A 24,511-nucleotide genomic window follows, 5' to 3' on the forward strand; every position below is an offset into this window, starting at 1 on the left:
CGCGCTCAGCGGCGGATGCCCAGGCGGGCGATAATGCTGCGGTAGCGCTCGATGTCCTCCTTCATGAGGTAGTCCAGGAGACGACGGCGCTTACCGATCAGGAGGTAGAGGCCACGACGGGAGTGGTGGTCGTGGGTGTGGCTCTTGAAGTGCTCGGTGAGGTTGGCAATGCGCTCGGTGAGGACCGCGATCTGGACCTCGGGGGAGCCCGTGTCACCCTCGTGGGTGGCGAACTCGGCGATAATCTGCTGCTTGCGCTCGGGGGTAACCGACATGGGTGGCTCCTCGTTTCTCGTTGCACGGAGCGCCGGGGCTGGTTCACCCGGGCATGACGTGTCCGCGGCCGATCGACGGCGCGCCAACCCTACCAGCGTCCCGCGCCCTGCCGCACCTGCTGGCTGCCGGGCGCAGCTGGCCCGGGGCCAGTAGCAGGCGGGCTGGCGGTAGGCGGGGCGGGGTAAGTAGCAGCTCCAACCAGAGGGCCGCGTCTAGAGGCGGGCCAGTAGCAGGCGGGGCGGGGCTGCCGCTCCGCTCGCGTCAGGTACAGGCTCCCTCCCGGGCGGGCGGGGTCGAGCGCCTCGGCCGCACCGGTCGCTGCGTGAACTCACGGCCCCGCCCGGCCGCGGAACAGCAGGAAACCACCTACCTTGTGGATCCCACCACACTGCGACCGTCCCGGCCTCCCACCGCCGACGGCGTCCAGGCCCCCTGTTCTCACGGCAAACAAGTACCGTTCTCACGACGAACAAGTACCGTTCTCGCGAGCAATAAGTACCGTTCTCGCGGGGAGGTGCGGGGGCGGGTCCTGGGCTCAGTGGGCGGTGACGTCCTCGGGGCGGATCGGCTCGGGCACGGGCACGCCCAGGATCCCGGCGGTACGCTCAATGTCGGCGCGTATCTGGGCCAGCAGCGGCTCCAGGCCGTCGAAGGCGCGCATGGGGCGCAGCCGCTCCACCAGGTCCACACCGATCTCCTCCCCGTAGAGGTTGAGGTCGGCACGCCCCAGGACGTGCGCCTCCACCGTGCGCACCGGGACGTCGTCGAAGGTGGGGTTGGTGCCGACGGACACGGCGGCCGGCAGGCGCTCCTGGTGACCGGTCCCGTCGTCGCGCACCAGCCAGCCCGCGTACACGCCGTCGGGCGGGACCACCCCGGCGGTGGCAGCCTCCAGGTTGGCCGTGGGGAAGCCCAGGCGGCGCCCCCGCTCCAGGCCGTGGACCACGGTGCCGCGCAGGCGGTGGGGCCGCCCCAGGATCTCGGCGGCCTGGCGCACGTCACCGTCCTCCAGGCACCGGCGGATCCAGGTGGAGGACCAGCGGCGGCCCTGCCCGGAGCGGACCTTGGGCAGGATCTCGACCTCAATGCCCTCGGCCCGCCCGATCTGCCGGAGCGCGGCGGCGTCCCCGGTGTTGCCGCGCCCGAAGCGCACGTCGTCGCCCACGACGACGGCCCGTGCCCCCAGGAGCCCCACCAGCCACGTGCGGACGAACTCCTGCGGGGTCTGTGCGGCAAAGCCCAGGTCGTAGGCGATGACCAGGACGGCGTCCAGCCCGGCGTCCCCCAGCGAGACCAGGCGGTCGGTCAGGGAGGTCACCAGCGGCAGGTCACGGTCGGGCTGGTGGACCTGACGGGGGTGGGGGTCGAAGGTCACGGCGACGGCCAGCGGGCGGACGCCCCCGTCCCCCGCCTGGTGGGCACGCCGCACCACCCGGGCCAGGACCGCCTGGTGCCCCCGGTGCACCCCGTCGAAGACACCAATGGTGACCACACTGCCCGGCCCCCCGGCCGCCCCCAGACTTGCGGGCACCTGCTCGGCGCCGTACCAGACCTCCACCGCGGACAATCCTGTTCTCGATCCACCCGGCGGGCTCCCGCCGGTCCTGCGGGTCAACCCTGCCACGCACCCCCCGTACCGCGCGAGCCGAACGGCGCTGCGCCGCATTACCGAGGGCGCGACCATACGCACCCCCGTACCGCGCGAGCCGAACCCCACACCCCGTCCCTTGCGCACCGGGCCGGGAGGGCCTACCCTGTTTCTCGACCGACGGTCGGTCGGTAATTGTTCCACCGGCCCCCACCCGGACGAGACCCACGCGAGGGACCATGACACGCACATCCAAACCAGCAGCCCAACGACGGGACGAGATCCTCGACGTCGCACAGAACCTCTTCATTACCAAAGGGGTCCAGGCGACGTCGGTAGAGGACATCCTCAAGGAGGTGGGTATCGCCAAGGGGACCCTGTACTACCACTTCTCCTCCAAGGAGGAGATCCTGCGCTCCCTCATCTCCCGCACCACCACCCGGGCCGCCCAGCAGGCCCGGGCCGCCGCCCAGGAGCCGGGGCCAGCCGTGCCCAGGCTGCTGGCCGTCCTGGCCGCCGGCCGTGTGGCGGAGCCCGAGCTGGAGCTGGCCCAGGAGCTCCACGCCAGCGGCAACGCCGAGTTCCACATCCTGTCCATCGTGGAGATGGTCCGCGCCCTGACCCCGGCCCTGACCAGCATCGTCGAGCAGGGCGTGACCGAGGGGGTCTTTGACACCGACCACCCGCACGAGGTCGTCGAGATCCTCCTCGTGAGCGCCGGGATGCTCCTGGACGACGGCGTCTTCACCGGCGAGCAGGACGAGCTGGCCCGCCGCGCCGCCGGGGTCGCCTACGCCGCCGAGACCCTGCTGGGCTGCCGCCCCGGCACGCTCGCACCCGCCCTGGAGGGCCTGTCATGAGGTACCTCTCCCTGCTGCTGGTAGGCGCGCTGGTCAACTCCGTGGGCAGCGGCCTGACCGCCTTCGGCCTGGGCGTCTTCGCCTACAACACCTACGGCACGGCCTCGGCGGTGGCCCTGGTCCAGCTGTGCGCCTTCGCCCCGATCGTCCTGCTGGCCCCGCTCGCCGGCGCCCTGGCCGACCGCTTCGACCGCCGGCTCATGATGCTCCTGGGGGACGGCTGCTCCGTGATCGGCCTGGGCGTGGTCATGGTGGCCCTGGGCTCGCCGACGCCCCGGCTCGCCTACGTCCTGGCGGGCGTGACGGCCTCCTCCTGCCTCGCGGCCCTGACCGAGCCCGCCCTGCGCGCCTCGGTGAGCGACCTGGTGGGCGAGGAGGACTACGTGCGCAGCGCCGGGATGCTCCAGGCCGCCTCCTCCGCCCGCTACCTGCTGTCCCCGCTGCTGGCGGGCCTCCTGCTGCCCGTCGTGGGCCTGCGGGGGCTGCTGGTCCTGGACGCCTCCACCTGCCTGGTGACGGCGGCCTGCTCGGGGGCCGTCATGCGCTCCGTCGGACGACGTCGCACCGACCAGTGGGAAGGGGCCGGGCTGGCCCACCACCTCCTGGGCGGCTGGCGGGCGCTGTCGGTCCGCCCCGGCCTGCGCTCCCTGGTGGGCCTCATGACCTTCATGACCCTGACCATCGGCATGCTGCAGGTGCTGCTCAAGCCCATTATGCTGCCCCACGTCGGCACGGCCGCCATGGGACGCCTGGAGACCGTGGCCGCCGTCGGGATCCTGGCCGGCGCCGGCCTGGTCACCGCCCTGGGACGGCTGCGCCCCACCACCCTGCTGAGCCTGGGGGCAGCCGGTACGGGCGTGTCCATGGTGCTCCTGGGGCTGCACGTGTGGCCCTGGTGGGTGGCCCTGACCGGGTTCGCCGTGTTCACCTTCCTGGGCCTGTGCAACGCCGGGGCCGAGACCCTGGTGCGCCTGAGCATTGACAAGGACCACCAGGCCCGGGCCTGGGGCACGATCAGCCTGGTCACCCAGCTGGGCTACCTGCTGGCCTACCTTGCCGCCAGCCCCCTGGCCGACCGCCTCCTGGCCCCCCTCATGGAGCCCGACGGCGCCCTGGCCCCCAGCCTGGGGACGCTCATGGGCACCGGGACGGGCCGTGGCGCCGCCCTGCTGGTGGTCCTGGCCGGCGTGGTCACCACCGGCCTGGCGGTCCTCACCCACGCCCGACGCCGGATCCTGGGCGGGGCCGTCGTCGAGGCGCAGGAGCCCTTGGAGGCGCCTGCCGTCTCAGCCGCCCTCCAGCACCACTCGGTGTGAGCCCCGGACGCCGGGCGACGCCGGGTCGGAACCAGTCCCCGGCCCATGCCCCGCTGGCAGCGGGGGCGGTACGGTCTGAGGAGCCGGCGTCGAACCCCGGCCCGTACCCCGCTGGCAGCGGGGGTCGGGGTCGGTCACGCGGGGGCCAGGACCAGTACCGGGCGGGCCCACCGCCCCTGGGGGGCCAGCAGCGCCACCAGGGTGCCGTCAGGGGCGAAGCCGGCGGTCACTGCCCCACCCCCGGCCCGCGGGACCACGGGGTGCGGCGGGGACTGCGCCCCCTGGAGGACCTGCGCGTCCAGGCGCTGGCCGTGGCTAAGGGCACGGGCCTGGTCCCCGGTGAGGGCCACGGCCGCAAAGCAGCGGCGCGCCGCCTCGCCAAGCCCCAGCAGCCGCAGGCCGCGCGGGGCGGCGGAGGCGGCGTCGGCCTCCACCTGGGCGCCCAGTGCCCCCAGGTCGGCGGCCTGACCGGCCTCAAAGGGGCCGACCCGGGTGCGGCGCAGCGCCGTCAGGTGCCCCCCGCAGCCCAGGGCCGCCCCCAGGTCCCGGGCCAGGGCCCGCACGTAGGTCCCCGAGGAGCAGGTGACCAGCAGGTCGACGTCCACCACGGCGGTCCCATCCTCCGCCCGGGCAGGACGCGGGTGGGAGCGCAGGCCCAGCTCGTAGACGGTCACCGGGCGCGCCTCCAGGACCACGTCCTGCCCGCCCCGCACCCGGGCGTAGGAGCGCACGCCGTTGACCTTGACGGCGGACACGGCGCTGGGGACCTGCATGATCTCACCGGTCAGGTCCGCCAGCGCGGCCGCCAGGCGGGAGTCGAGGTCGGCCTGCCCCCCGGGCCGGGTACGCGGGTCCGCGCAGCCACGGGAGGCGGTGACCTCCCCCTGGGCGTCCTCGGTCAAGGTCTCCTGGCCCAGGCGCACGGTGGCCTCGTAGGTCTTGTCAGCCCCCACCAGGTAGGTCAGGAACCTGGTGGCGCGCCCCACCCCCAGCACCAGCACGCCAGTGGCCATGGGATCCAGGGTCCCGGCGTGCCCGACCCTGCGGGTGGCGGCCAGGCGGCGGACGGCGGCCACCACGTCGTGGCTGGTCACCCCCGTCGGCTTGTCCACCACCAGGAGACCGTCCCCGGCGGTCACGGCCCCTCGGGGCACCCGCGGACGGCGGTGGGTGACGGCCGCGGCGGGACCGGTTCCAGCCGGACCGGACTCAGCTGACACGGGCCCGACCTGGGCGGGGCTCACAGCTCCCCGGGGTACTCGGGATCCTGGGCACCGGCGTCCTGGGTGCCCCCTGCCAGCCCCCGGGACACGACACCGTCACCCGGGCGCTCGGGAGCGTCCCCGGTCTGATCAGCGTCCTCGTCATCGTGCCGGTAGGGGTCGGCGTCGCCGGCATAGGTGGCACCCTGGGCGTTGCGGGCGATCTCCTCGTCCCTGGCCCGGGCCTGGGCCAGGGCGTCCTCAAGGGTCTTGGCCGTGGTGGGCAGGGCGTCGAGCTGGAAGGTAATGGTGGGGGTCAGGCGGATACCCAGCACCTTGCCGACCTCGGAGCGGATGAGCCCGGTGGCCGACCTCAGGGCGGCGGCGCTCGCAGAGCGCTCGCGGTCGGTGCCGTAGACGGTGTAGAACACGGTGGCCTGCTGGAGGTCACCGGTGACCCTCACGTCGGTCACGGTGACCATGCCGAGGCGGGGATCCTTGACACGTCCCTGGAGCAGGCGGGCGACCGTCTCGTGGATACGGTCAGCAACCTTGCGGGCGCGGGCGGCGTCGGCCATGGTGGGCTCCTCTCTGCGGGCTGGCAGGCGCCAGCGGCTCCTGATTGTGTCAGATCATGGTGCGTGTCCGGGCAGACCGCCCCCGCCGCGCCCGGGGCCACGTGCTCGACCTCGACCACGTGCACCCCGCCATAAGTACCAGCTACGCATCACATGTGACCTATGCTTCACCTATGCGCTCCCCGTACCACCGCCCTGGTCGTGTCCTGGCCGCAGGCCGACGTCGTACGGTGCTGCTCCTGGCCGCGACGCTTCTCGCACTGGTCCTGACCGTCTACGGGAGCGGGGCACAGCAGGCCGAACCGCCCGCCGCGTCCTCCCTACCCCCCGCCGGAGTCCTCGCTGCCACATCCTCCTCGGCCCCCGTCGAACCGGCCTCCGACCCCTCTCCCAGTCAGGCTCCCCCGCCCGACGTCCACCTGACCATCGGCTACGCCGGTGACGTCCTGCCCCACATGCCGGTCATGGACGACACCCCCGGCGGGCAGGGGGACATTAGCGGCATGATCGCCGGCGAGCAGCCCTGGGTCGCCGGGGTGGACCTGGCCCTGTGCGGTATGGAGGTCCCTATCGCCCCTGACGGGGTGGCCAGCGGCTACCCCATGTTCGGGACCCTGCCGCCGGTGGTCCAGGCCCTTAGGGGCAGCGGCTGGGACGGCTGCGCGACGGCGTCCAACCACGCCTACGACCAGGGCCTGGCCGGGGTGGTGGCCACTGCGGACACGCTGGTGGCCAACGGCATGGGGTTCGCCGGGACTAACCGCTCGCAGGCCGAGGCGGCCACCCCCTACCAGCTCTACCGGCTGGAGCGCGAGGGGCGCACAGTGACCGTCGCCCAGCTGTCCTCCACCTACAGCCTCAACGGCCTGGTGGACGAGACCGGCTGGGCGGTGCAGATCAACAGCGTGGAGTGGGCGGCCGCCCAGGCCCGGGCGGCCCGGGACGCTGGCGCCGACGTCGTCGTCCTGCACTCCCAGATCGGTGAGGAGTACACCCGCGACCCGGTCCAGTCCCAGACCGACTACGCCAACGCGATCGCGGCCACCGGCGAGATCGACGTGCTTTTCAGCGCCCACCCGCACGTGCCGCAGACCAACGAGCTCCTGCCCGGGGGCCCTGGCGGGCGCGGTATGTGGGTGTCGTACTCGGCGGGCAACTACCTGTCCAACCAGTCCGAGGCGCAGGGCACGGTCATGGCCTGTATCGGGGTCTTCGTGTGGGTTGACGTCACGGTGACCGCCCAGGGGCAGGTGAGCGTGGACGCGCTCCACTGGCACCCCTTTACCGTTGACCTCGACGGCGGGCACCGCGTCCTGGACCTGGCCGCCCTGGCGCGCGGTGAGGTCCCCGCCGGTACGACGCTGTCCGCCGAGGAGATCGCCTACCGCTGGCAGACCGTGACGGAGATCATGAACCCGCAGACCTACTCCGACACGGTACCGGCACCCACGGGGTCCGAACCGACGGTGGTACCGCGCTCCTAGCCCGCCCTGTTTCCAGCCTTGTCCCGCCCCCGTCCTGTCTCGCCTTGTCCCGCTCGCCTCTCTGTGTCCGCGAGAACGGTACTTATTCGTCGTGAGAACGGTACTTATTGCTCGTGAGAACGGTACTTGTTCGTCGTGAGAACGGTACTTATTGTTCGTGAGAACGGGGGGTGCTCGCAGTGGTCCTGCCTGGGCTGGTTGGTGGGTGCGGGTCGGGGTGGGTGCGCCGGGTACCGGGTGACCTCTTGGTGTGCTCGTCTTCTGGGTGTGCTGTCCGCGCGGTGCCGGAGACCGCGTGGGCCCGGCTGCCCGGTGCCAGCGCCCACAGACGGCCGCAGCTGGTGGCGGTGGGCGGGCTCGTCCCGGGAGACGCCGGGCCCCGCCTGCTCTGCCGGTGCGCCCGCGCGTCGGGCTGGGCTGAGGCGCCCTGGCGGACGGCCCCAGGGCAACCCAGGGGGCGTGCCACCACCAGGACCCGGGTGCGGGTCCGCTCCCGCACGGCCCCAGGGCAACCCAGGGGGCGTGCCCGTGCGTCGGACCGAGTGGAGGTGAACGCGCTCTGGGGCAGGTAGACGCCATCTCACGGGTATGAACGCGCTTCCGTGCCAGTGAACGCCAGCTAGAACGGCGTCCACCCGACCAAGAGCACGTTCACCAGCCTCGGGGCACGTCCACCCGACCAAGAGCACGTTCACCTGAGGGCGTGTGGCCCCACCACAGCGGCCAGCCCCCGTCGACGACGCAGGCTGCCTGCCAGGCGGCGTCGTCCCCCAGGGGCCAGCAGCACGTCAGCACAGGTCACGAAGGTCTCCGGGAAGGTGACGCAGACACGCCAACCCACACCCAGCCGAAGACCCCCCCTCAACTCAACCGCCACAACGTCCACAACGAGACACACACCAGATACCAGGCCGGGGACCCCCAACCCAGCCGCCCAGGAAAGCGCAACCAGGACGCATCGCCCACGGACAGGGTCCCAACAGCGAGCACCGCCCGTTCTCACGGCAAACAAGTACCGTTCTCGCGACGAACAAGTACCGTTCTCGCGAGCAATAAGTACCGTTCTCACGGAAGGGCGGACGCCGGACCCGGCCCGGCGCCGTCCCCTCCGCACCCGGGCGCCCCTACTGCTTCTCGCCCGTGTCAGACAGGTGGGCGCCGTCCCCCTCCGCGCCCGGACCGCCCGCGCCCGCGCCCAGACCGCTCTCGTCCCCGCCAGGCGTCCCGGTCCCGCCCGCGGTCCCGGAGGCGTCCGGACCCGGCACCGTCCCCTCCCCCTTGATCCAGGCCAGGGTCTCCTCCAGCTGCTCGGGGGACACCAGCACGTCACGGGCCTTGGAGCCCTCCGAGGGCCCCACCACCTCACGGGACTCCAGGAGGTCCATGAGGCGCCCGGCCTTGGCGAACCCCACCCGCAGCTTGCGCTGGAGCATGGAGGTGGAGCCGAACTGGCTGGTGATAATCAGCTCGGCGGCCTGCAGCAGCAGGTCCATGTCGTCGCCGATCTCCTCGTCGATCTGCTTCCTGGCCTCCGGGACGACGACGTCCTCGCGGTACTCGGGAGTCAGCTGGGACTTGACCTGCTCCACCACCGAGCGGATCTCGGACTCGGTGACCCAGGAGCCCTGGACCCGCACCGGGGCGGAGGCGCCCGGCCCCAGGTAGAGGGCGTCGCCCTGGCCGGTGAGGGTCTCGGCCCCGTTCTGGTCCAGGATGACCCGGGAGTCCAGCTGGGAGGCGGTGGCGAAGGCCAGGCGGGAGGGCACGTTGGACTTGATCAGCCCGGTGACCACCTGGGCCACGGGCCGCTGGGTGGCCAGGACCAGGTGGATGCCGGCTGCCCGCGCCAGCTGGGTAATGCGCTGGATGGAGGCCTCCACGTCCTTGGGGGCGGTCATCATGAGGTCGGCGAGCTCGTCGACCACCACCAGCAGGTAGGGGTAGGGGGTGATGACCCGCTGGCTGCCGGGCAGGGGCTGGACGTCTCCGGCACGTACCGCCTTGTTGAAGTCGTCAATGTGCTTGTACCCGAAGGAGGCCAGGTCGTCGTAGCGCGCGTCCATCTCCCGCACCACCCACTCCAGGGCCTCGGCGGCCTTCTTGGGGCTGGTGATAATGGGGGTGATGAGGTGGGGGATGCCCTCGTAGACGGTCAGCTCCACGCGCTTGGGGTCCACCAGCACCATGCGGACCTCCTCGGGGGTGGCGCGCATCATAATGGAGGTGATCATGGAGTTGACGAACGAGGACTTACCCGACCCGGTCTGGCCGGCCACCAGCATGTGGGGGGTCTTGGCCAGGTTGGTGACCACGTAGTCGCCCTCGACGTCCTTGCCCAGGCCCACCACCAGCGGGTGGGTCTGCTTGCGGGCGGCCTGGGAGCGCAGGACGTCGCCGAGCTTGACCATCTCACGGTCGGAGTTGGGGATCTCGATGCCGATGGCGCTCTTGCCCGGGATGGGTGTGAGCAGGCGGATCTCGTCACTGGCCACCGCGTAGGCGATGTTCTTCTCCAGGCCGGTGATGCGTGAGACGTTGACGCCCCGCCCCCGGTGAACCTCGTAGCGGGTGACCTGGGGCCCGCGCGTGTAGCCGGTGACGGTGGCGTCCACGTTGAACTCCACGAAGACGTTCTGCAGGGCGTCCACGATGGCGTCATTGGCCTCGGTGCGCGTGGCGTGCGCGGGGCCGGGCTCCAGCAGGTCCTGGGCGGGCAGCCGGTAGGTGGAGCCGTCAGGCAGGGACATGGGGTGCATGGCGGCGTCGAGCTCCTGGCCCAGGTCCGCGCCGTCCTCGGCCACGACGGCGGTCGCCTCGGTGGGCGCCTGGGCCGCGGCGGCCGCGCGCACGGCCTGCTCGACGGCGTCGTCGGGGGTGGGACGACCACGCCCGGCGGGCTGCCTGGGGCGCACGGGCGCCGCGGCGGAGGCGGACGGGACCCGCCCCGGGGCGTCGGCGGGGCTGGTGGACCGCGCGGTCGGCATGACCGAGGTGACGGCGTCGCTGGGGGTCCTGCCCAGGACGGCGGTGGCCTCCAGGGGCGTCCCGGGCTCGACCCGCCTGCGCAGGCCGTTGCCGCGTCGGCGGGGCTGCTCGGAGTCCGTCTCCAGGGCGGAGCGGAAGGCCTCGTCACCGTCGTAGGAGTCCAGCAGGCGGGTGGCCTGGTCGTCCTGGTCCTGGCCGGAGCGGCCCGACAGGCCCGAGCGCAGGCGCCCCAGGGCACGGGCGGCCAGGCCCTCGGCGGGCTCGCCGGAGTCGTCGGCCTCGGCGCGCCTGGCGGCGGCGACCTCCAGCAGGTCGGGGATGGTCTTGCCGGAGACCACCAGCGCGGAGAAGGCAATGAGCAGGACGAACAGGATCATGGCGCCCACGGAGTTGAACAGGGTGGCCAGGGGGTAGCCCACCACCCACCCCAGGAGCCCGCCGGCCCTCTCCAGGACGCCTACCCCCTGGCTGATCGAGGGGTTGCCCACGCCGACCTGGATCATGCCGGTGACCCCGGTGAGCAGACCCAGGCAGCCTACGGAGATACGGGCGTGGACGGCACCGAGCTGGCGCGCGCGCAGCATGGCCACGCCCAGGGCGATGAGCAGCAGCGGGATCACCAGCCCCAGGATCCCCACCGGTCCGGCGGCGATGTGGTGCAGCAGACCCCCGGCCAGGCCGGAGATCCCGAACCACTCGCGCAGGCCCATGACGATCCCCAGGGCGATGAGCAGGAAGGCCCCGCCGGTGCGCCGGTACCCCGTCGAGGCAGTGGGCTCGGGGGCAGGGGGCCGCTGGGAGGGGCCCGCCTTTCGGGGGGCGCGCGAGGTGGTGCCACGAGGCCCGCGGGCGCCGGTACCACGGGGGGAAGACGCGGAGGAGCGAGAACTGACCATGATGCCCTGACGTTATCCGCCCGCCCCGGCAAACCGCCCCAGCCACGCCGCCACGTTACCTCAATGAGATCCTGGTGGACGCCCTGGGCCGGGCCCTGGCCCGACCCGGGCCCTACCCAGAACCGGGCCCGGTCATTAGGCCGCCCCGGGCAGGTGCTCGGCACCGCGCACCCGGGCGCCGCGACGGCGTCTGGGGGCCCGCACCGCCGCGAGGAGGCTCGGCACCGCGCACCCGGGCCCCGCAGTGCGGTCATTAGGCCGACCCGGGCCCGGGGCTCACCGCGGGGGCTCAGCGCTCAGGACGGCGTCAATGTCCTTGCGCCTGGGGGAGCGGGCCGGTCCGGAGCGGGCCGCGGCCAGGGCGGCGGCGACGTTGGCGCGCCGGGCCGCGGCGACCACGTCCAGGCCGTCCATGAGGCCGGAGACGAGCACCCCGGTGTGGGTGTCACCCGCCCCGGTGGTGTCCACCACCTCACGCGCGAACCCGGGGACCTCAATGTGCTCGTCCCCGCCCGCGGGCCACAGGTCGCAGCCGTGCACCCCGGTGCGCCGCACAATGAGGGCCTGGGGGCAGGCGGCCCGCACCGCCATGGGACTGCCCAGGCGCCCAATGAGCTGGGTCATCTCCAGGTGGTTACCGGTCAGGAGGCTGGTGCGACGCAGCAGGGGCAGGAGGATGTCGTCGGGGATCTCGGGCTGGACGGGCCCCAGGTCCAGCACCAGGCTCACGCCGGAGGGCAGCTCCAGGAGCCAGGGCACCAGCACCGGGCGGCTGGAGGGGTGGGCGATGTCGTAGCCGGTGGCGTAGACCCAGTCCCCCGCCAGCAGGCCGAGCCGCTCCAGGTCCTCGGCCTGGGGCTCGGCCTCGACCCCCTCGGTGGTAATGAAGGTGCGTCTCCCGGAGGGCTCAATGAGGGTGGTGCAGCTGCCGATGTCCCCCACCAGCTCCTCCACCAGGAGCTCGACGCCGTCCAGGACCATCCACTCACGCACCTGGCTGGAGTTGGGCCCGGTGCCGATGGTGGCCGCGAGCGCGGCGGGCAGGCCCTGGCGGGCCACGGCCGAGACCACCGTGTACCCGCCCCCCACGGCCGGGCCGGAGGAGACCGCGGTCACGGCCCCCCCGGGGGCGGGGATGTGGCTGAGCCGCAGCGGGAGGTCGATGAGGACGGAACCGGTCGAGATAAAGCACGCGGGGCGTCGAGGCGTCATGGTGAGCGCACCGTCCTTGTTGCTAGTGGCGGACGCCGTCGCGTCCCGGCGCAGCGGCACCGGTCCGCGACGTCGCCCCCGGGCGGCCTGGCCGTGGTCACGTCGTCCATGCTACCTGCCGGGTACCTTCGCGCCCTAATGCTGACGCGGCGTCATAATCCTCGGGCCGCCGTCCCCGCCGCCCGGGACCGGGCCCACGAGGTCAGGACACCGGCCGGGCGTAGGGGAAGGCAATGACCTCGCGGATGGAGGCGGCCCCGGTAATGAGCATGGCCACACGGTCCACCCCCAGGCCCAGGCCGCCGGTGGGCACCAGCCCGAGCTCCAGGGAGCGCAGGAAGTCCTCGTCCAGGCTCATGGCCTCGGGGTCGCCGGCGGCGGCGCGCAGGGACTGGGCGGTAAAGCGCTCGCGCTGCTCCAGGGGGTCGGTGAGCTCGGAGTAGGCGGTGCCCAGCTCGGCGCCCCAGGCCACCAGGTCCCAGCGCTCGGCCAGGCGCGGGTCCCGGCGGTGGTGGCGGGTCAGGGGCGAGGTCTCCACCGGGAAGTCGGTGTAGAAGGTGGGCACCAGGGTGCGGGCCTCGACCAGCTCGTCGTACAGGACACCGACCAGGTCCCCGGCACCGGCGCCCGCGGGGGCGTCCAGGTCCAGGTCGGACACGATCCGGGCCAGCTCGGGGACCGGGGTGTCCACGCCGACCGGCTGGCCCAGGGCCGCCGAGACCGCCTCGTGGACGCTCACCACCGGCCAGTCCCCGGAGATGTCCACCCCCACGTAGTCCACCCCGTGGCGGCGGGTGACGACCTGGGCCCCCTGCGTGCCGGGGCTGCCGGCCGGGCGCAGCGCGATGGGGGCGCCGTGGACGGCGGTGGCGGCCTGCTGGATGAGCTCCTGGGCCAGGCGGCGCATGGTGTGGTAGTCCCCGTGGGCCACGTAGGCCTCCAGGGAGGTGAACTCGGGGTTGTGGGTGGAGTCCACGCCCTCGTTGCGGAAGTTGCGGCCGACCTCGAAGACCGCCTCCATGCCCGCCACCGCCAGGCGCTTGAGGTAGAGCTCGGGGGCGATGCGCAGGAACACCTCGGCGTCGTAGGCGTTGAGGTGGGTGACGAAGGGGCGGGCGTTGGCCCCGCCGTGGACGGCCTGGAGGATGGGGGTCTCCACCTCCGTGTAGCCAGCCTGCCCCAGGGTGGCGCGCAGGGAGGCCACCACGGCGGAGCGCTGGCTCAGCAGGGCCAGGGCCTCGGGGTCGCCCAGGAGCTGGGCGGTGCGGGAGGCCGACGCCGGCACCGGGCTGCGGCGGTGGCCCTGGCCGTCGGGCCGGGGGCGGGGCAGCCCGCACAGGGCCTTGGACAGGATGGTCCAGCTGCTCACGGCCAGGCTGGGCTCCCCGGTACGGGTCAGGACCGCGGTGCCCTCGGCCACCAGGATGTCGCCGCGGCTCATGTCCCTGCGCCAGGTGGGCAGGTCCACCACGGAGGCGTCCAGGAGGAGCTGGAGGCTGTCGTCGCCACGGACCAGGTCGACGAAGACCACGCCGCCGTGGTCGCGCTCCAGGCCCACGCGCCCCTCCACCCGCAGGCGGGGGCCGTCCCCGGCGTGGGCGGCCGGGGTGCCGACCTGCTGCGCCCAGGCGGACACCCGGGCGCGGGCCTGGGCGGGGTGGAGGCCGGGGGCGACCCCCACCGGGTAGGCGTCCACGCCGCGCCGGGTCAGGTCCTCCAGGGCCGCGCGGCGCTGGCGCTCCTCGTAGGGCAGGCGCCGGGCGGGCATGAGGGCCCTGACGTGCTCGGCGACCTGCTCGGCCACGGCGCGCACGTAGTCCTCCCCCGTCAGGTCGGTGCTGACGGGGGTGTTGCGCAGGGACCACCAGCGGGGTACCGGGACGAACCCCTCCAGGACCCCGGCGGCCAGGGCGACCTGGACGAACTGGGTGGCGTCCATAAAGCACATGTACCGGGGGCTCCAGGTGGGACCGTACTTGGCGTTGGACTCGTAGAGCTGCTCGAGCTGCCAGAAGCGGGAGGCCAGGCGCATGACCTTGGCCAGGGCGCGGGCGGTCAGGGAGGCGTCGACCGCGAGCCCGTCCACGAAGATGGAGCGGAACATGGCGAAGTTCAGGGAGACGACGTCAATGCCCATGCCCGGGCCCTCGGTGAGCAGGGCGGTGACCATGGCCTCGTTGACCCCGTTGGTGGCCGTGGGGCTGCGGCGCATGACGTCCAGGGAGGCACCGCGCATGCCCCAGGGGCTGAAGCCCAGGAGCGCCTCGGGGTTGCCGTCCACGTCCTTGACCGTGACCACCACCTCGCGCTCGTCGACGTCGGCCAGGGTGCGGTCCAGGGCCATGGAGAAGCCGCGCTCCTCCCCGTTGCGCCAGTCGTCGGCGGCGCGGCGCAGCTGCTCGCGCTCCTCGTGGATAATGTCACCCAGGCGGCGGACCTCCACGGTGGCGCCCGAGGAGCGCACCCGGCGGACCGCCTTGGCCACGGCGGGGTGGGCGCGCAGGTCGAAGTTGGCGGCCTTGACAATGGCCTCGTCACCCATGCGCCGGGCGCTCAGGCCCGCCTCCTTGTAGGCCCGGGCCCCCTCCTCCCCCGCTGAGATGACCGCCGGGATCCAGCCGTAGTCGCGGCACTCCTCCAGCCAGGCCAGGATGGCCCCCTCCCAGGAGGAGCGGCGCCCCAGCGGGTCGCCCGCCGCCAGGGCCACCCCCATGGTGACCCCGAAGGAGACCGCCGCCCTGCCGTCGGGGGAGAAGGAGGTCAGGCGGTCGGCGCGGGTGGCGAAGTAGCCCAGGGAGTCCCCGTCGTCCTCCAGCAGCAGGGCCCGTACCCGCAGGTCCGAGCCGGGCACGGGGGGCCGCCGGGCCGAGCGCAGGAAGACCCCCACCGCCGCCAGGGCCACGCAGGCGGCCAGGAAGGACAGCAGGAAGGAGGCCCACCTGGGGCCGTTGTAGGGGACGTGGCCGAAGGCCTTGGCCAGGTCGGTGCCCATGATCCTGGAGAGCACCCACCACACGCGCTCGTCGAAGTCCAGGTGCAGGCGGCGCATGGGGGCCAGCAGCCCCAGGCCCACCACCGTGACCGAGGCGAAGCCCACCACGAGGACCGCCAGGGCCTGTATCCAGGCGCCGGGCACCAGGCGCCCCGGGAAGGCTGAGCGGGACAGCAGGAGGATGATGAGGACCAGGATGGAGCCGGGGAGCATAATCCCCAGCTCGTTCCAGTCCGCGGGCCTGAACTCGTGGTCACGCAGGAGCACGTAGGACGGGACGGCCAGGCCCACGATATTGACGACCTGGAGTATGACTGCCAGCCACCAGGCCATGTACTTGCGCCGCAGCGCCGTGGCCGCCCACACGTAGAGGAAGACGGTGATGAACAGGGAGGCGCCGACGGGCACCCCCAGCCACCCGAAGGGCTCGAGCAGGGCGTCGTAGCCCTCCCACCGCCGCAGCCCCGCCCACCCGATGAGGCACAGGAAGGCGTCCAGCTGGAGGACCTTGGCCATGACGTTGGGGACCACGTCCACCCAGGTACGGGTCAGGGGCCCCATACGCCGTCGGGCCGGGCGCGTGGGTGAGCTGGGTGCAGGTGTCGGGGTCGTACTCACGACAGGGCATTCTTCCCTGGTCAGGGGCTGGGCGCATCATTCGCAGGGAGGAGAAGCGCGCCCTGGACCGGTGGGCTCAGGCCTCGATGACCACGGGCACGATCATGGGCCGGCGCCTCAGGCGCCGTCCCACCCAGCGCCCCAGGGTGCGGCGCATGACCTGGGCCAGGGAGTGGGAGTCGGCCTTGCCCCCCTTGAGGGCCTGCGCCAGGGCGTTGGTGACGTCGGGGAGGACCTCGTCGAACACGGAGTCGTCCTCGGCCATGCCCCGGGCCTGGATGTGGGGGCCAGCCAGGATGGTGCCGGTCTTGGTCTCCACCACGGCGTAGACGGAGACGAAGCCCTCCTCGGCCAGGATACGGCGGTCCTTGAGCTCGGTCTCGTCGATCTCCCCCACGCTGGAGCCGTCCACGTAGACGTAGCCCACGCTGACCTGCCCGGAGATGCGGGCGGTGTGGGCGGCCAGGTCCACGGTGACCCCGTCCTCGCACAGCATGACCCGCTCGGGGGCGATGCCGGTCTTGACGGCCAGGGCGCCGTTGGCCACCAGGTGGCGGATCTCCCCGTGGACGGGCATGACGTTGGCGGGCTGGACGATGTTGTAGACGTGCAGGAGCTCCTCGCTCGAGGCGTGGCCGGAGACGTGGACCTTGGCGTTGCCCTGGTGGACCACCCGCGCCCCCAGGCGCATGAGCTGGTTGATGACCCGGTAGACGGAGTTCTCGTTGCCGGGGATGAGGGAGGAGGCGAAGACGACGGTGTCCCCCGGCTCCACGGTCACGCTGCGGTGCTCGCCGTGGGCCATGCGGCTCAGGGCCGCCATGGGCTCCCCCTGGCTCCCGGTGACCATGAGGACCCGCTCGTCGGGGGGCAGGGAGGTGACCTCGCGGGCGTCGATGAGGACGCCGTCGGGCACCTTGAGGTAGCCACGCTCGGCGGCGATGCCCATATTGCGCACCATGGAGCGCCCAATGAGGGCCACCCGGCGCCCGTGGAGGGCGGCGGCGTCGAGGACCTGCTGGACCCGGTGGACGTGGCTGGAGAAGGAGGCCACCACGATCTGGCCGCCGGACTCGGCGAAGACGTTGTCCAGCACCGGGCCGATCTGCCCCTCGTGGCCGATCATGCCGGGGACCTCGGCGTTGGTGGAGTCCACGCAGAACAGGTCCACCCCCTCCTGCCCGAACCGGGCGAAGGAGCGCAGGTCGGTAATGCGCCCGTCAATGGGCAGGGAGTCCATCTTGAAGTCGCCGGTGACCAGGACGTTTCCGGCGCGGGTGCGGATCATGGCGGCCATGGCGTCGGGGATGGAGTGGTTGACGGCCACGAACTCGACGTCGAAGGGGCCGTAGACCACCCGCTCGTACTCCACGACCTGGCGTAGCACGGGGCGGATACGGTGCTCCTTGAGCTTGGCGTCCACGAAGGCCAGGGTCAGCTCGCTGCCCACCAGGGGGATGTCGGGGCGCAGGCGCAGCAGGTAGGGCACGCCGCCGATGTGGTCCTCGTGCCCGTGGGTCAGCACCAGGGCCACGACGTCGTCGAGCCGGTCCCGGATGGGCTCGAAGTCGGGCAGGATGAGGTCGACGCCGGGCTGGTTCTCCTCGGGGAACAGGACGCCGCAGTCCACAATGAGGAGCTTGCCGTCCACCTCGAAGACAGTCATATTGCGGCCGACCTCGCCCAGGCCACCCAGGGGGGTGACGCGCATGGCGCCGTCGGCAAGGGGGCTGGGGGGCTTGAGCGTCTCGAACGTCGTCACGGAGCTGAGTCTAGCGGGGCCGGGGAGTGCGGGCCGCCAGCTGCCTACCGGGGGGCGGACGGGTCCACCCAGGCGGGCCGGGGCAGGTAGGTCCACCCGGGCGGGGCCGAGGCCGACGTCTCCCGGGCGAGGGCCGACGGCAGTCTGCCGGGGGCTACCCTAGAGGCCCATGAGGTCTTTCAGCCGCCGTCAGGTCCTTCGCACCAGCGCCGTCGGGGCGGCCGGTGCGGCTGCGGGCGGGGCGGCCGGGGTGGTGGGAGGCAGGGTGCTGGCGCAGCGCCGCTCCCCCACGGACCGGGTGGCCCCGCGCCCGGTGGCACCGGGGTACCTGGGGGCGCGCACCGTGTTCCAGGCCTCACCGGGCTCGGGCGCGGTGGCCCTGACCTTTGACGACGGCCCCGGGGAGTTCACGCCCCTGGTGCTGGACCTGCTGGACGAGGCCGGGATCCCGGCGACCTTCTTCCTGCTGGGCACCAGCGCCTCCGCCCACCCGGACCTGGTGGCCCGTGAGGCGGGCGCGGGGCACGAGGTCGCCGTCCACGGCTGGGACCACCAGGACGTGTACTCCAAGGAGTACGACCAGCTCGGTGACGAGATCGACCGCACGATGTCGGCCATCACCTCCGCGGGCGCCCCCGCGCCCCGTCTGTGGCGGCCCCCCTACGGGCGCGTGGACGCCCCGGCGCTCATGGTGGCGGCGAGCCGGGGGCTGGACGTGGTCCTGTGGGGCCACCACACCCCGGACGTGGCCACCGCCCAGGGCCTGGTGGGCAGCGTGGGGGCGGGTGGGATCATTCTCAGCCACGACGCGCGCAGCCAGCCCACCGAGGCGCTCGTGCGGGCGGTGGTGGCCGCCGCGGCGGCCGTCAGGGACCAGGGGCTGGCCCTGGTGACAGTCTCGGAGCTGCTGAGGCTGGACGCGGCCGCGTCGTCCTAGGCACCCGGTGGCTGGCGGACTGGCCTGGTGGGCGCGGGGCCCGACAGGGTGGCTGCGCGTGAGGTACGTGGTACCCCCAGCCGGATTTGAACCGGCGCTGCCGCCGTGAGAGGGCGGTGTCCTGGGCCGCTAGACGATGGGGGCGTAGATCCTGAGGATCCTTGACTTAAGGTCCGGGACATCCCGGCTCCGTACCCCCAGCCGGATTTGAACCGGCGCTGCCGCCGTGAGAGGGCGGTGTCCTGGGCCGCTAGACGATGGGGGCCCACGGGCTCAGCGGGTTAGGACCCGCCTGGCCAGTACCCCCAGCCGGATTTGAACCGGCGCTGCCGCCGTGAGAGGGCGGTGTCCTGGGCCGCTAGACGATGGGGGCGCGGAGCTTTCCTCCTGCGGAGGGAAGTCCCTGATTAAGGAGTTCCCTCCTCGCTGGGGTACCAGGACTCGAACCTAGAATGGATGAACCAGAATCACCAGTGTTGCCAATTACACCATACCCCATGGGCTGTGTCCCGGAACGAGGACCGTCCGGAGCAGCGGGAAGTACTCTACGCAGGCACCCGCGCCCCTGACAAATCCCTGGTGCGTGAGTACAGCCACAGTCGTGCCGCGCCCGCCCGCGCCGCCGGGCGCCGCCAGCGGTCAGGACCCCGTGGTCAAAGCCCGGCAGTCAGGACCCGGTAGTCAGGGACCGGCGCAGGCTCAGCCCGGGCGGACACGCACTCCTGACCCAGCGCGCCCGCCACCACCTCACCGTGCAGGCTCAGCCCAGGCGGGCGCGCAGGGAGCGCAGGCGGGCCAGGGAGCTGACGGCCCCCAGGATCTCCATGGACTCGAACAGCGGCGGGGAGACCTGGCGGCCGGTGACGGCCACGCGCAGGGGCCCGAAGGCCAGGCGCGGCTTTATGCCCAGGCCCTCCACAATGGCGGCGCGCAGGACCTCCTCCAGCCGCGCCGTCGTCCACTCCCGGTCCCCCAGGGGCTCCAGGGCGCTGAGCGCGGCGTCCAGGACCGCCGGGGCGGAGTCCCTGAGCCTGGCCACGGCCTTCTCCTCGAGCTGGAGGGCGTCGTCGGGCACGAGCAGGAAGCCGAGCATGTCGCGCCCCTGGCCCAGGAGCTGGACGCGGGTCTGGACCAGGGGGGCGGCGGCGGTGAGGATCTCCTGCTCCCGGGCGGTCAGGGCCCCGAAGGTGGTGGCGCTCACCAGGGGGCGGGGCACCCAGTGCGGGTCAGCCGGGTCGGGGTAGACGTCGGCGAGGTAGGGCACCAGGCGGTCGCGGAAGTCCTGCGGCTCAAGGAGCCGGATGTGCTCGGCGTTAATGGCCTCGCACTTGACGGGGTCGAAGCGGGCCGGGTTGGGGTTGACGTCGGTCACCTCAAAGGCCTCGACCATGTCCGCGGGGCTGAAGACGTCCTGGTCCCTGGACAGGGACCAGCCCAGCAGGGCCAGGTAGTTGATCAGCCCCTCGGGGAGCATGCCGCGGTGGCGGTGGATGAGCAGGTTGGACTGCGGGTCGCGCTTGGACAGCTTCCTGTTGCCCTCCCCCATGACGTAGGGCAGGTGGCCGAACCGCGGCACCGCGCTGGCGCGGCCGATCTGCGTCAGCGCCCGGTACAGGGCGATCTGGCGCGGCGTGGAGGACAGCAGGTCCTCCCCGCGCAGCACGTGGGTGATCCCCATGGCGGCGTCGTCCACCGGGTTGACCAGCGTGTAGAGGGGGTCCCCGCCTGCGCGCACGACGACGTAGTCGGGGACCGAGCCGGCCCTGAAGGTGATGGGGCCGCGCACCAGGTCGGTGAAGGTGATGTCCTCATCCGGCATGCGCATGCGCAGGACGGGGCGGCGGCCCTCGGCCCGGTAGGCGGCCTTCTGGGCCTCGGTCAGGTCCCGGTCGTAGCCGTCGTAGCCGAGCTTGGGGTCCTCGCCCCGGGCCCGGTGACGGGCCTCGACCTCCTCGGGGGTGGAGAAGGACTCGTACAGGTACCCGGCCTGGAGCAGCTCGGCGGCGACCTGCCGGTAGAGGTCCATGCGCTGGGACTGGCGGTAGGGCTCGTGGGGGCCGCCGACACCCACGCCCTCGTCCCAGTCCAGGCCCAGCCAGGTCAGGGAGTCGATAATGGCCTTAAAGGACTCCTCGGAGTCGCGGGCGGCGTCGGTGTCCTCGATGCGGAAGACGAAGGTGCCCCCGGTGTGGCGGGCCCAGGCCCAGTTGAACAGGCAGGTACGCACCATGCCCACGTGGGGGGTGCCGGTTGGCGAGGGGCAGAAGCGCACGCGCACGGGCGAGGACCCGGGTGCCGGGAGGGGCGTGCGGGCCGGGGCGTCGGGGCGGGAGACGGCGGTGTTGTCAGGAGTGTCAGGCATGATGGGCCCAGCGTAGCGCCAGGGACCGCTTGCACCATTGCCAGCCGACGTGGCAGCGCTTACCATGGCCTACCGTAGGCCTGGCTGTGGTCCAGATCTCGACCGCTCCCCCGCCTGCTCCGTCCTCCACCGGGCGTCCCCGCTCCCGCGTGACGCCGACCTCGACCACCTGCCAGTCCGATCCCGGAGGTAGCCATGTCCCCGACCCCACGCCCGTCCCCCGGTCCCCGCCCGTCCCGACCCGCCCGCAGGCTCGCCCTGGCCGCCGGCCTCAGCCTGGCGCTGGCGCTGCCCACCCTGACCGCCTGCGGCAGCCAGGAGCCCTCGGCCGCCTCCCCCTCCCCTGCCCCCGCACCGACCTCCTCCAGCCCGGCCGCCAGCACCCGGCCCCCGGGGGACGTCGACGGCGCCCCGTACTGGAGCGTCCCCACGGACGTGCCCGGGTGGAGCGTCAGGACCATGGACCAGGACGGCAAGAACCAGCTGGGCAACGCCGTCGGGTGCCTGTTCACCACCTCCCAGGACGCCTACCAGACCAGCGGCCGTACCGACCGCGAGGAGACCGACCTCCAGGCCGAGAAGACCACCCACTCCTACGAGGGCTCCAAGGTCACCAACGTCTCCTTCAGCCCCGCGCAGGACGACCTCACCGCCGTTAAGAACGGGGCGGGCAACGCCATTGAGACCAGGCACCTGGAGTGGACCTACACCGGCGCCGACCAGCAGGACTACCGGGGCACCATGTACCTGCGGGTCTTCACCACCACGCACGTGCCGGTGCTCATGCGGGTCATGTACGCCTGCCCCGCCGGCGCCTACTCCGCCACGGAGCTGGAGACGCTCATGAAGGGCACCGCCCTGAACGACCCCGGTCCGGCGGACATGGACGGCTGAGGCCCCGCGGTGCCTAGACTGCGGGGGTGACCGCCTCCGCCGCCCACGCCCTGACCGCCTCCTGGGACGCCCTGACCCCGGAGGTCATGCGCGCACGCGGCAGCCTGAAGTGGGTGCGCTACCCCGAGGCGATCGGGGCGTGGGTGGCGGAGATGGACCTGGGGACCGCCCCCGCCGTCACCGAGGTCCTCCAGCGCGCCGTCCAGGACGCCTCCCTGGGCTACACCCCCGACCACCTGGCCCGGGCCGTCCGCCAGGAGGTGGCCCGCTACCAGCAGCAGGCCTTCGGCTGGGAGGTGGCCGAACCGGACGTCTCCCTGGCCCCTGACGTGCTGTCGGTCCTCATGACGCTCATTACCCGGCACACCCGGCCGGGCTCGCCCGTCATCGTGCCCACGCCCGCCTACATGCCCTTCCTGTCCATCCCCGGGGTAGTGGGCCGCGACTGCCTCCAGGTGCGTGCGCTACGGGGCCGTGACGCCTGCGGGCACCCCACCTGGGAGCTGGACCTGGAGGGTATTGAGGCCGCCATGGCCAGCGGCGGGGGCCTGCTGGTCCTGTGCAACCCGTGGAACCCGGTGGGCCGCGTCCTGTCCCTTTCCGAGCTCGACGCCGTCGCCGCGCTCTCGGCCCGCTACGGGGTGCCGGTCTTCGCCGACGAGATCCACGCCATGCTGGTGATCGACCCGGGTGCCACCCACACCCCCTACGCCTGCCGTCCCGGGGCGGACCCGGCCCTGACCTTCACGGCCACCTCGGTCTCCAAGGCCTTCAACGTCCCCGGCCTGCGCTGCGCCCAGCTCATTGCCACCGGGCCGGGCAGGGCAGCCTGGGACGCCGACGGACCCAGCCGGTGGCTCTCCCACGAGGCGACCCTCCTGGGCGTCCAGGCCGCCGTCGCCGCCCTGCGCCGGGGGCTGGGCTGGCTGGAGACCGTGCGCGCCTACCTGTGGGGCACCGCCGGGCAGGTGGCGCACGACCTGGAGCAGGTGCCGGGCCTGGAGCTGACGGTGCCCAGCGGCTCCTACCTGGCCTGGCTGGACTGCTCGGGGCTGGAGGGCGCCGCCCTGGAGGCGGCCGGATCGCCGGCACGCTACCTCCTGGGCGCGGGCGTGGCCATGAACGACGGCGCCGCCTTCGGGGCGGGGTACGAGCGCTTCTGCCGCCTCAACCTGGCCATGGGCCGGGGCGTGGCCGCGCAGGCCACCGCCCGTATTGCCCAGGCGGTGGCGGACCTGGGCTGAACCGGCCCCGGGCCACTGGGAGCAGGGTCGGACCACCAGGGCCACGGACCTCAGCCCGCCCAGGACCACCGGGACCAGCGCCCGCGAGCGCCCGAGGCCGCCTCAGCGCGGGCGGCACCATCGACCTCGACCCGGTCCGGGGCCGCCTTCTACGCCTCCGGCAGGTGGCGGACCCGGCCCTGGGCCACTGGGAGTAGCGCCCGCGAGGGCCCGGGCCGCCCTAGCGCCGCACCACGGGGTTGGAGAAGGCGCCGACCCCCTCCACGCAGACCTCCACCCGCTGTCCGGGGCGGATCTGCCCCGCGCCCGCGGGGGTGCCGGTCAGGATGACGTCCCCGGGCAGGAGGGTGAAGACGCTGGAGATGTAGGCAATGAGCTCGGGCACGCCCCGGACCATGTCGCTGGTGCTCCCCTGCTGGACCAGCGTCCCGTCCAGGCGGGTGCGCACCACGGCGTCAGCGGGGTCGAAGGCGCCGGCCGCCCCCCGCTCGGGGATCTCGATCCAGGGGCCCAGGGGGCAGGCGGTGTCGAAGGCCTTGGCCCGCACCCACTGGGTCTCGCCGGGCTGGCGGTCGCGGGCGGAGACGTCGTTGGCCACCGTGTAGCCCAGGACGACGGAGGCCGCCCGCTCGGTGGGGACGTCCTTGGCCAGGGTCCGTACGACGACGGCGAGCTCGGCCTCGTAGTAGACCTCATCGCTCCAGGGAGGCAGGACGATCGGGACGTCGGGGCCGATGACCGAGGTGTTGGGCTTGAGGAAGAGGGTAGGGAGCTCGTCCCGGCCCGACGCCGTCGCACCCGTCCCCCTGGCGTGGGCGGCGTAGTTCCCGCCCACGCCCACCACCTTGGAGCGGGGGATGACCGGGGACAGGAGCCGGGCCTCCTTCAGCGGCACGACCTCGCCGGTGGCCTTGGGCACGGAGAAGAGGGGGTCACCCTTGAGCACCAGGAGGTAGCCCTCCGACTCCCCGGTGGGGGCCGCCTCGTCCGCGGGCAGGCCCTGGACGATGCCGTAGCGGGGCTCGTCCCCCGTGGTGAAACGTGCGATCTTCATGGCCGTCACCCTAGCCCCGTCAGGCTCCGTCCCCGGGTCCTGACACGGTGCGACGCGCGCCTCTCGCGGTGAGGCGGGACCACGCCGCGGGGTACCGGCACCCGCGGACCCGCTGGCGCTCGCGGACCCACCGGTGCCCCGCCACCGGCGCCTCCCACAGCTCCGGACCCACGCCACGCCGCCGCGGCCCCACCGGCGCGCCCGTGGGATCACTGGCGCACCCCGGGATCAGGATCACTGGCACACCCTGC

16 protein-coding genes and 4 tRNA genes are annotated in these 24,511 nt (G+C 73.0%); 6 read left to right on the top strand and 14 right to left on the bottom strand.

Going from position 1 to position 24,511, the window contains the following annotated elements; all coding sequences use genetic code 11:
* Positions 1-5: 5 nt before the first annotated feature.
* Together rpsO and C3V41_RS04870 are read right to left on the bottom strand one after the other, a co-directional pair.
* Positions 6-275 (bottom strand): 30S ribosomal protein S15, encoded by a 270-nt coding sequence (rpsO, locus tag C3V41_RS04865; protein ID WP_106109332.1) that lies wholly within the window; start codon positions 273-275, stop codon positions 6-8.
* Between the two features lie 536 nt (positions 276-811).
* On the bottom strand, positions 812-1,834 hold the full coding sequence (locus C3V41_RS04870; protein WP_106109333.1) for a bifunctional riboflavin kinase/FAD synthetase: 1,023 nt from the start codon (positions 1,832-1,834) through the stop codon (positions 812-814).
* A 269-nt stretch (positions 1,835-2,103) separates the two neighbouring features.
* Between C3V41_RS04870 and C3V41_RS04875 the strand changes: the two genes are divergently transcribed.
* Both C3V41_RS04875 and C3V41_RS04880 read left to right on the top strand, forming a co-directional pair.
* On the top strand, positions 2,104-2,724 hold the full coding sequence (locus C3V41_RS04875; protein WP_106109334.1) for a TetR/AcrR family transcriptional regulator: 621 nt from the start codon (positions 2,104-2,106) through the stop codon (positions 2,722-2,724).
* Positions 2,721-4,040: an MFS transporter gene (locus C3V41_RS04880; protein WP_106109335.1), complete on the top strand. Its 1,320-nt coding sequence runs from the start codon at positions 2,721-2,723 to the stop codon at positions 4,038-4,040. Before C3V41_RS04875 ends, C3V41_RS04880 begins: the two co-directional genes overlap by 4 nt.
* Before the next feature lie 134 nt (positions 4,041-4,174).
* On the opposite strand, the gene truB is transcribed toward C3V41_RS04880, so the two are convergent.
* Positions 4,175-5,260, bottom strand: coding sequence for a tRNA pseudouridine(55) synthase TruB (gene truB, locus C3V41_RS04885; protein ID WP_106110674.1), 1,086 nt, complete (start codon positions 5,258-5,260; stop codon positions 4,175-4,177).
* A 20-nt stretch (positions 5,261-5,280) separates the two neighbouring features.
* Positions 5,281-5,820: a 30S ribosome-binding factor RbfA gene (gene rbfA / locus C3V41_RS04890; protein ID WP_106109336.1), complete on the bottom strand. Its 540-nt coding sequence runs from the start codon at positions 5,818-5,820 to the stop codon at positions 5,281-5,283.
* Positions 5,821-5,993: 173 nt separating this feature from the next.
* Between rbfA and C3V41_RS04895 the strand changes: the two genes are divergently transcribed.
* On the top strand, positions 5,994-7,304 hold the full coding sequence (locus C3V41_RS04895) for a CapA family protein (RefSeq protein WP_106109337.1): 1,311 nt from the start codon (positions 5,994-5,996) through the stop codon (positions 7,302-7,304).
* Positions 7,305-8,428: 1,124 nt separating this feature from the next.
* Here the strand turns inward: C3V41_RS04895 and C3V41_RS04900 are convergent.
* The 4 genes from C3V41_RS04900 to C3V41_RS04915 form a co-directional block, all read right to left on the bottom strand.
* Positions 8,429-11,185, bottom strand: a complete 2,757-nt coding sequence (locus C3V41_RS04900) for an FtsK/SpoIIIE family DNA translocase (RefSeq protein ID WP_106109338.1) — start codon at positions 11,183-11,185, stop codon at positions 8,429-8,431.
* A 276-nt stretch (positions 11,186-11,461) separates the two neighbouring features.
* Positions 11,462-12,397 (bottom strand): PfkB family carbohydrate kinase, encoded by a 936-nt coding sequence (locus tag C3V41_RS04905; protein ID WP_106109339.1) that lies wholly within the window; start codon positions 12,395-12,397, stop codon positions 11,462-11,464.
* A gap of 202 nt (positions 12,398-12,599) precedes the next feature.
* Positions 12,600-16,007 (bottom strand): bifunctional lysylphosphatidylglycerol synthetase/lysine--tRNA ligase LysX, encoded by a 3,408-nt coding sequence (gene lysX / locus C3V41_RS04910; protein WP_129591482.1) that lies wholly within the window; start codon positions 16,005-16,007, stop codon positions 12,600-12,602.
* Between the two features lie 76 nt (positions 16,008-16,083).
* Positions 16,084-17,718 carry a ribonuclease J gene (locus tag C3V41_RS04915; RefSeq protein ID WP_106110675.1) on the bottom strand — a complete coding sequence of 545 codons (1,635 nt, stop codon included), beginning with the start codon at positions 17,716-17,718 and terminating at the stop codon, positions 16,084-16,086.
* 220 nt (positions 17,719-17,938) lie between these two features.
* Between C3V41_RS04915 and C3V41_RS04920 the strand changes: the two genes are divergently transcribed.
* Positions 17,939-18,706, top strand: coding sequence for a polysaccharide deacetylase family protein (locus C3V41_RS04920; protein ID WP_106109341.1), 768 nt, complete (start codon positions 17,939-17,941; stop codon positions 18,704-18,706).
* Between the two features lie 68 nt (positions 18,707-18,774).
* Here C3V41_RS04920 and C3V41_RS04925 read toward each other — a convergent pair.
* The 5 genes from C3V41_RS04925 to gltX all read right to left on the bottom strand — a co-directional run bounded on the left by C3V41_RS04925 (position 18,775) and on the right by gltX (position 21,068).
* Positions 18,775-18,850, bottom strand: a tRNA-Glu gene (locus C3V41_RS04925).
* Positions 18,851-18,898: 48 nt separating this feature from the next.
* A tRNA-Glu gene (locus tag C3V41_RS04930) sits at positions 18,899-18,971 on the bottom strand.
* Positions 18,972-19,006: 35 nt separating this feature from the next.
* Positions 19,007-19,079, bottom strand: a tRNA-Glu gene (locus tag C3V41_RS04935).
* Positions 19,080-19,132: 53 nt separating this feature from the next.
* Positions 19,133-19,204 (bottom strand) — tRNA-Gln (locus C3V41_RS04940).
* A 262-nt stretch (positions 19,205-19,466) separates the two neighbouring features.
* Positions 19,467-21,068: a glutamate--tRNA ligase gene (gene gltX, locus C3V41_RS04945; protein WP_106109342.1), complete on the bottom strand. Its 1,602-nt coding sequence runs from the start codon at positions 21,066-21,068 to the stop codon at positions 19,467-19,469.
* A gap of 195 nt (positions 21,069-21,263) precedes the next feature.
* Between gltX and C3V41_RS04950 the strand changes: the two genes are divergently transcribed.
* The gene (locus tag C3V41_RS04950; protein ID WP_106109343.1) at positions 21,264-21,962 is read left to right on the top strand and encodes a hypothetical protein; all 699 of its coding nucleotides are present in this window, start codon (positions 21,264-21,266) and stop codon (positions 21,960-21,962) included.
* A 26-nt stretch (positions 21,963-21,988) separates the two neighbouring features.
* Complete coding sequence (locus C3V41_RS04955; RefSeq protein WP_254423687.1) at positions 21,989-23,206, top strand: MalY/PatB family protein; 1,218 nt, start codon at positions 21,989-21,991, stop codon at positions 23,204-23,206.
* A gap of 220 nt (positions 23,207-23,426) precedes the next feature.
* On the opposite strand, the gene C3V41_RS04960 is transcribed toward C3V41_RS04955, so the two are convergent.
* Positions 23,427-24,260 (bottom strand): fumarylacetoacetate hydrolase family protein, encoded by an 834-nt coding sequence (locus tag C3V41_RS04960; RefSeq protein WP_106109344.1) that lies wholly within the window; start codon positions 24,258-24,260, stop codon positions 23,427-23,429.
* Positions 24,261-24,511 lie beyond the last annotated feature (251 nt).

The organism is Actinomyces sp. oral taxon 897 (assembly GCF_002999235.1).
GTDB lineage: Bacteria > Actinomycetota > Actinomycetes > Actinomycetales > Actinomycetaceae > Actinomyces.

Coding starts and splice junctions, on each gene's coding strand:
- C3V41_RS04900 (WP_106109338.1), bottom strand. CDS start 11,185: ATGGTCAGTTCTCGCTCCTCCGCGTCTTCCCCCCGTGGTACCGGCGCC.
- rpsO (WP_106109332.1), bottom strand. CDS start 275: ATGTCGGTTACCCCCGAGCGCAAGCAGCAGATTATCGCCGAGTTCGCC.
- C3V41_RS04960 (WP_106109344.1), bottom strand. CDS start 24,260: ATGAAGATCGCACGTTTCACCACGGGGGACGAGCCCCGCTACGGCATC.
- C3V41_RS04875 (WP_106109334.1), top strand. CDS start 2,104: ATGACACGCACATCCAAACCAGCAGCCCAACGACGGGACGAGATCCTC.
- gltX (WP_106109342.1), bottom strand. CDS start 21,068: ATGCCTGACACTCCTGACAACACCGCCGTCTCCCGCCCCGACGCCCCG.
- C3V41_RS04915 (WP_106110675.1), bottom strand. CDS start 17,718: ATGCGCGTCACCCCCCTGGGTGGCCTGGGCGAGGTCGGCCGCAATATG.
- rbfA (WP_106109336.1), bottom strand. CDS start 5,820: ATGGCCGACGCCGCCCGCGCCCGCAAGGTTGCTGACCGTATCCACGAG.
- C3V41_RS04950 (WP_106109343.1), top strand. CDS start 21,264: ATGTCCCCGACCCCACGCCCGTCCCCCGGTCCCCGCCCGTCCCGACCC.
- C3V41_RS04895 (WP_106109337.1), top strand. CDS start 5,994: ATGCGCTCCCCGTACCACCGCCCTGGTCGTGTCCTGGCCGCAGGCCGA.
- C3V41_RS04880 (WP_106109335.1), top strand. CDS start 2,721: ATGAGGTACCTCTCCCTGCTGCTGGTAGGCGCGCTGGTCAACTCCGTG.
- C3V41_RS04920 (WP_106109341.1), top strand. CDS start 17,939: ATGAGGTCTTTCAGCCGCCGTCAGGTCCTTCGCACCAGCGCCGTCGGG.
- C3V41_RS04905 (WP_106109339.1), bottom strand. CDS start 12,397: ATGACGCCTCGACGCCCCGCGTGCTTTATCTCGACCGGTTCCGTCCTC.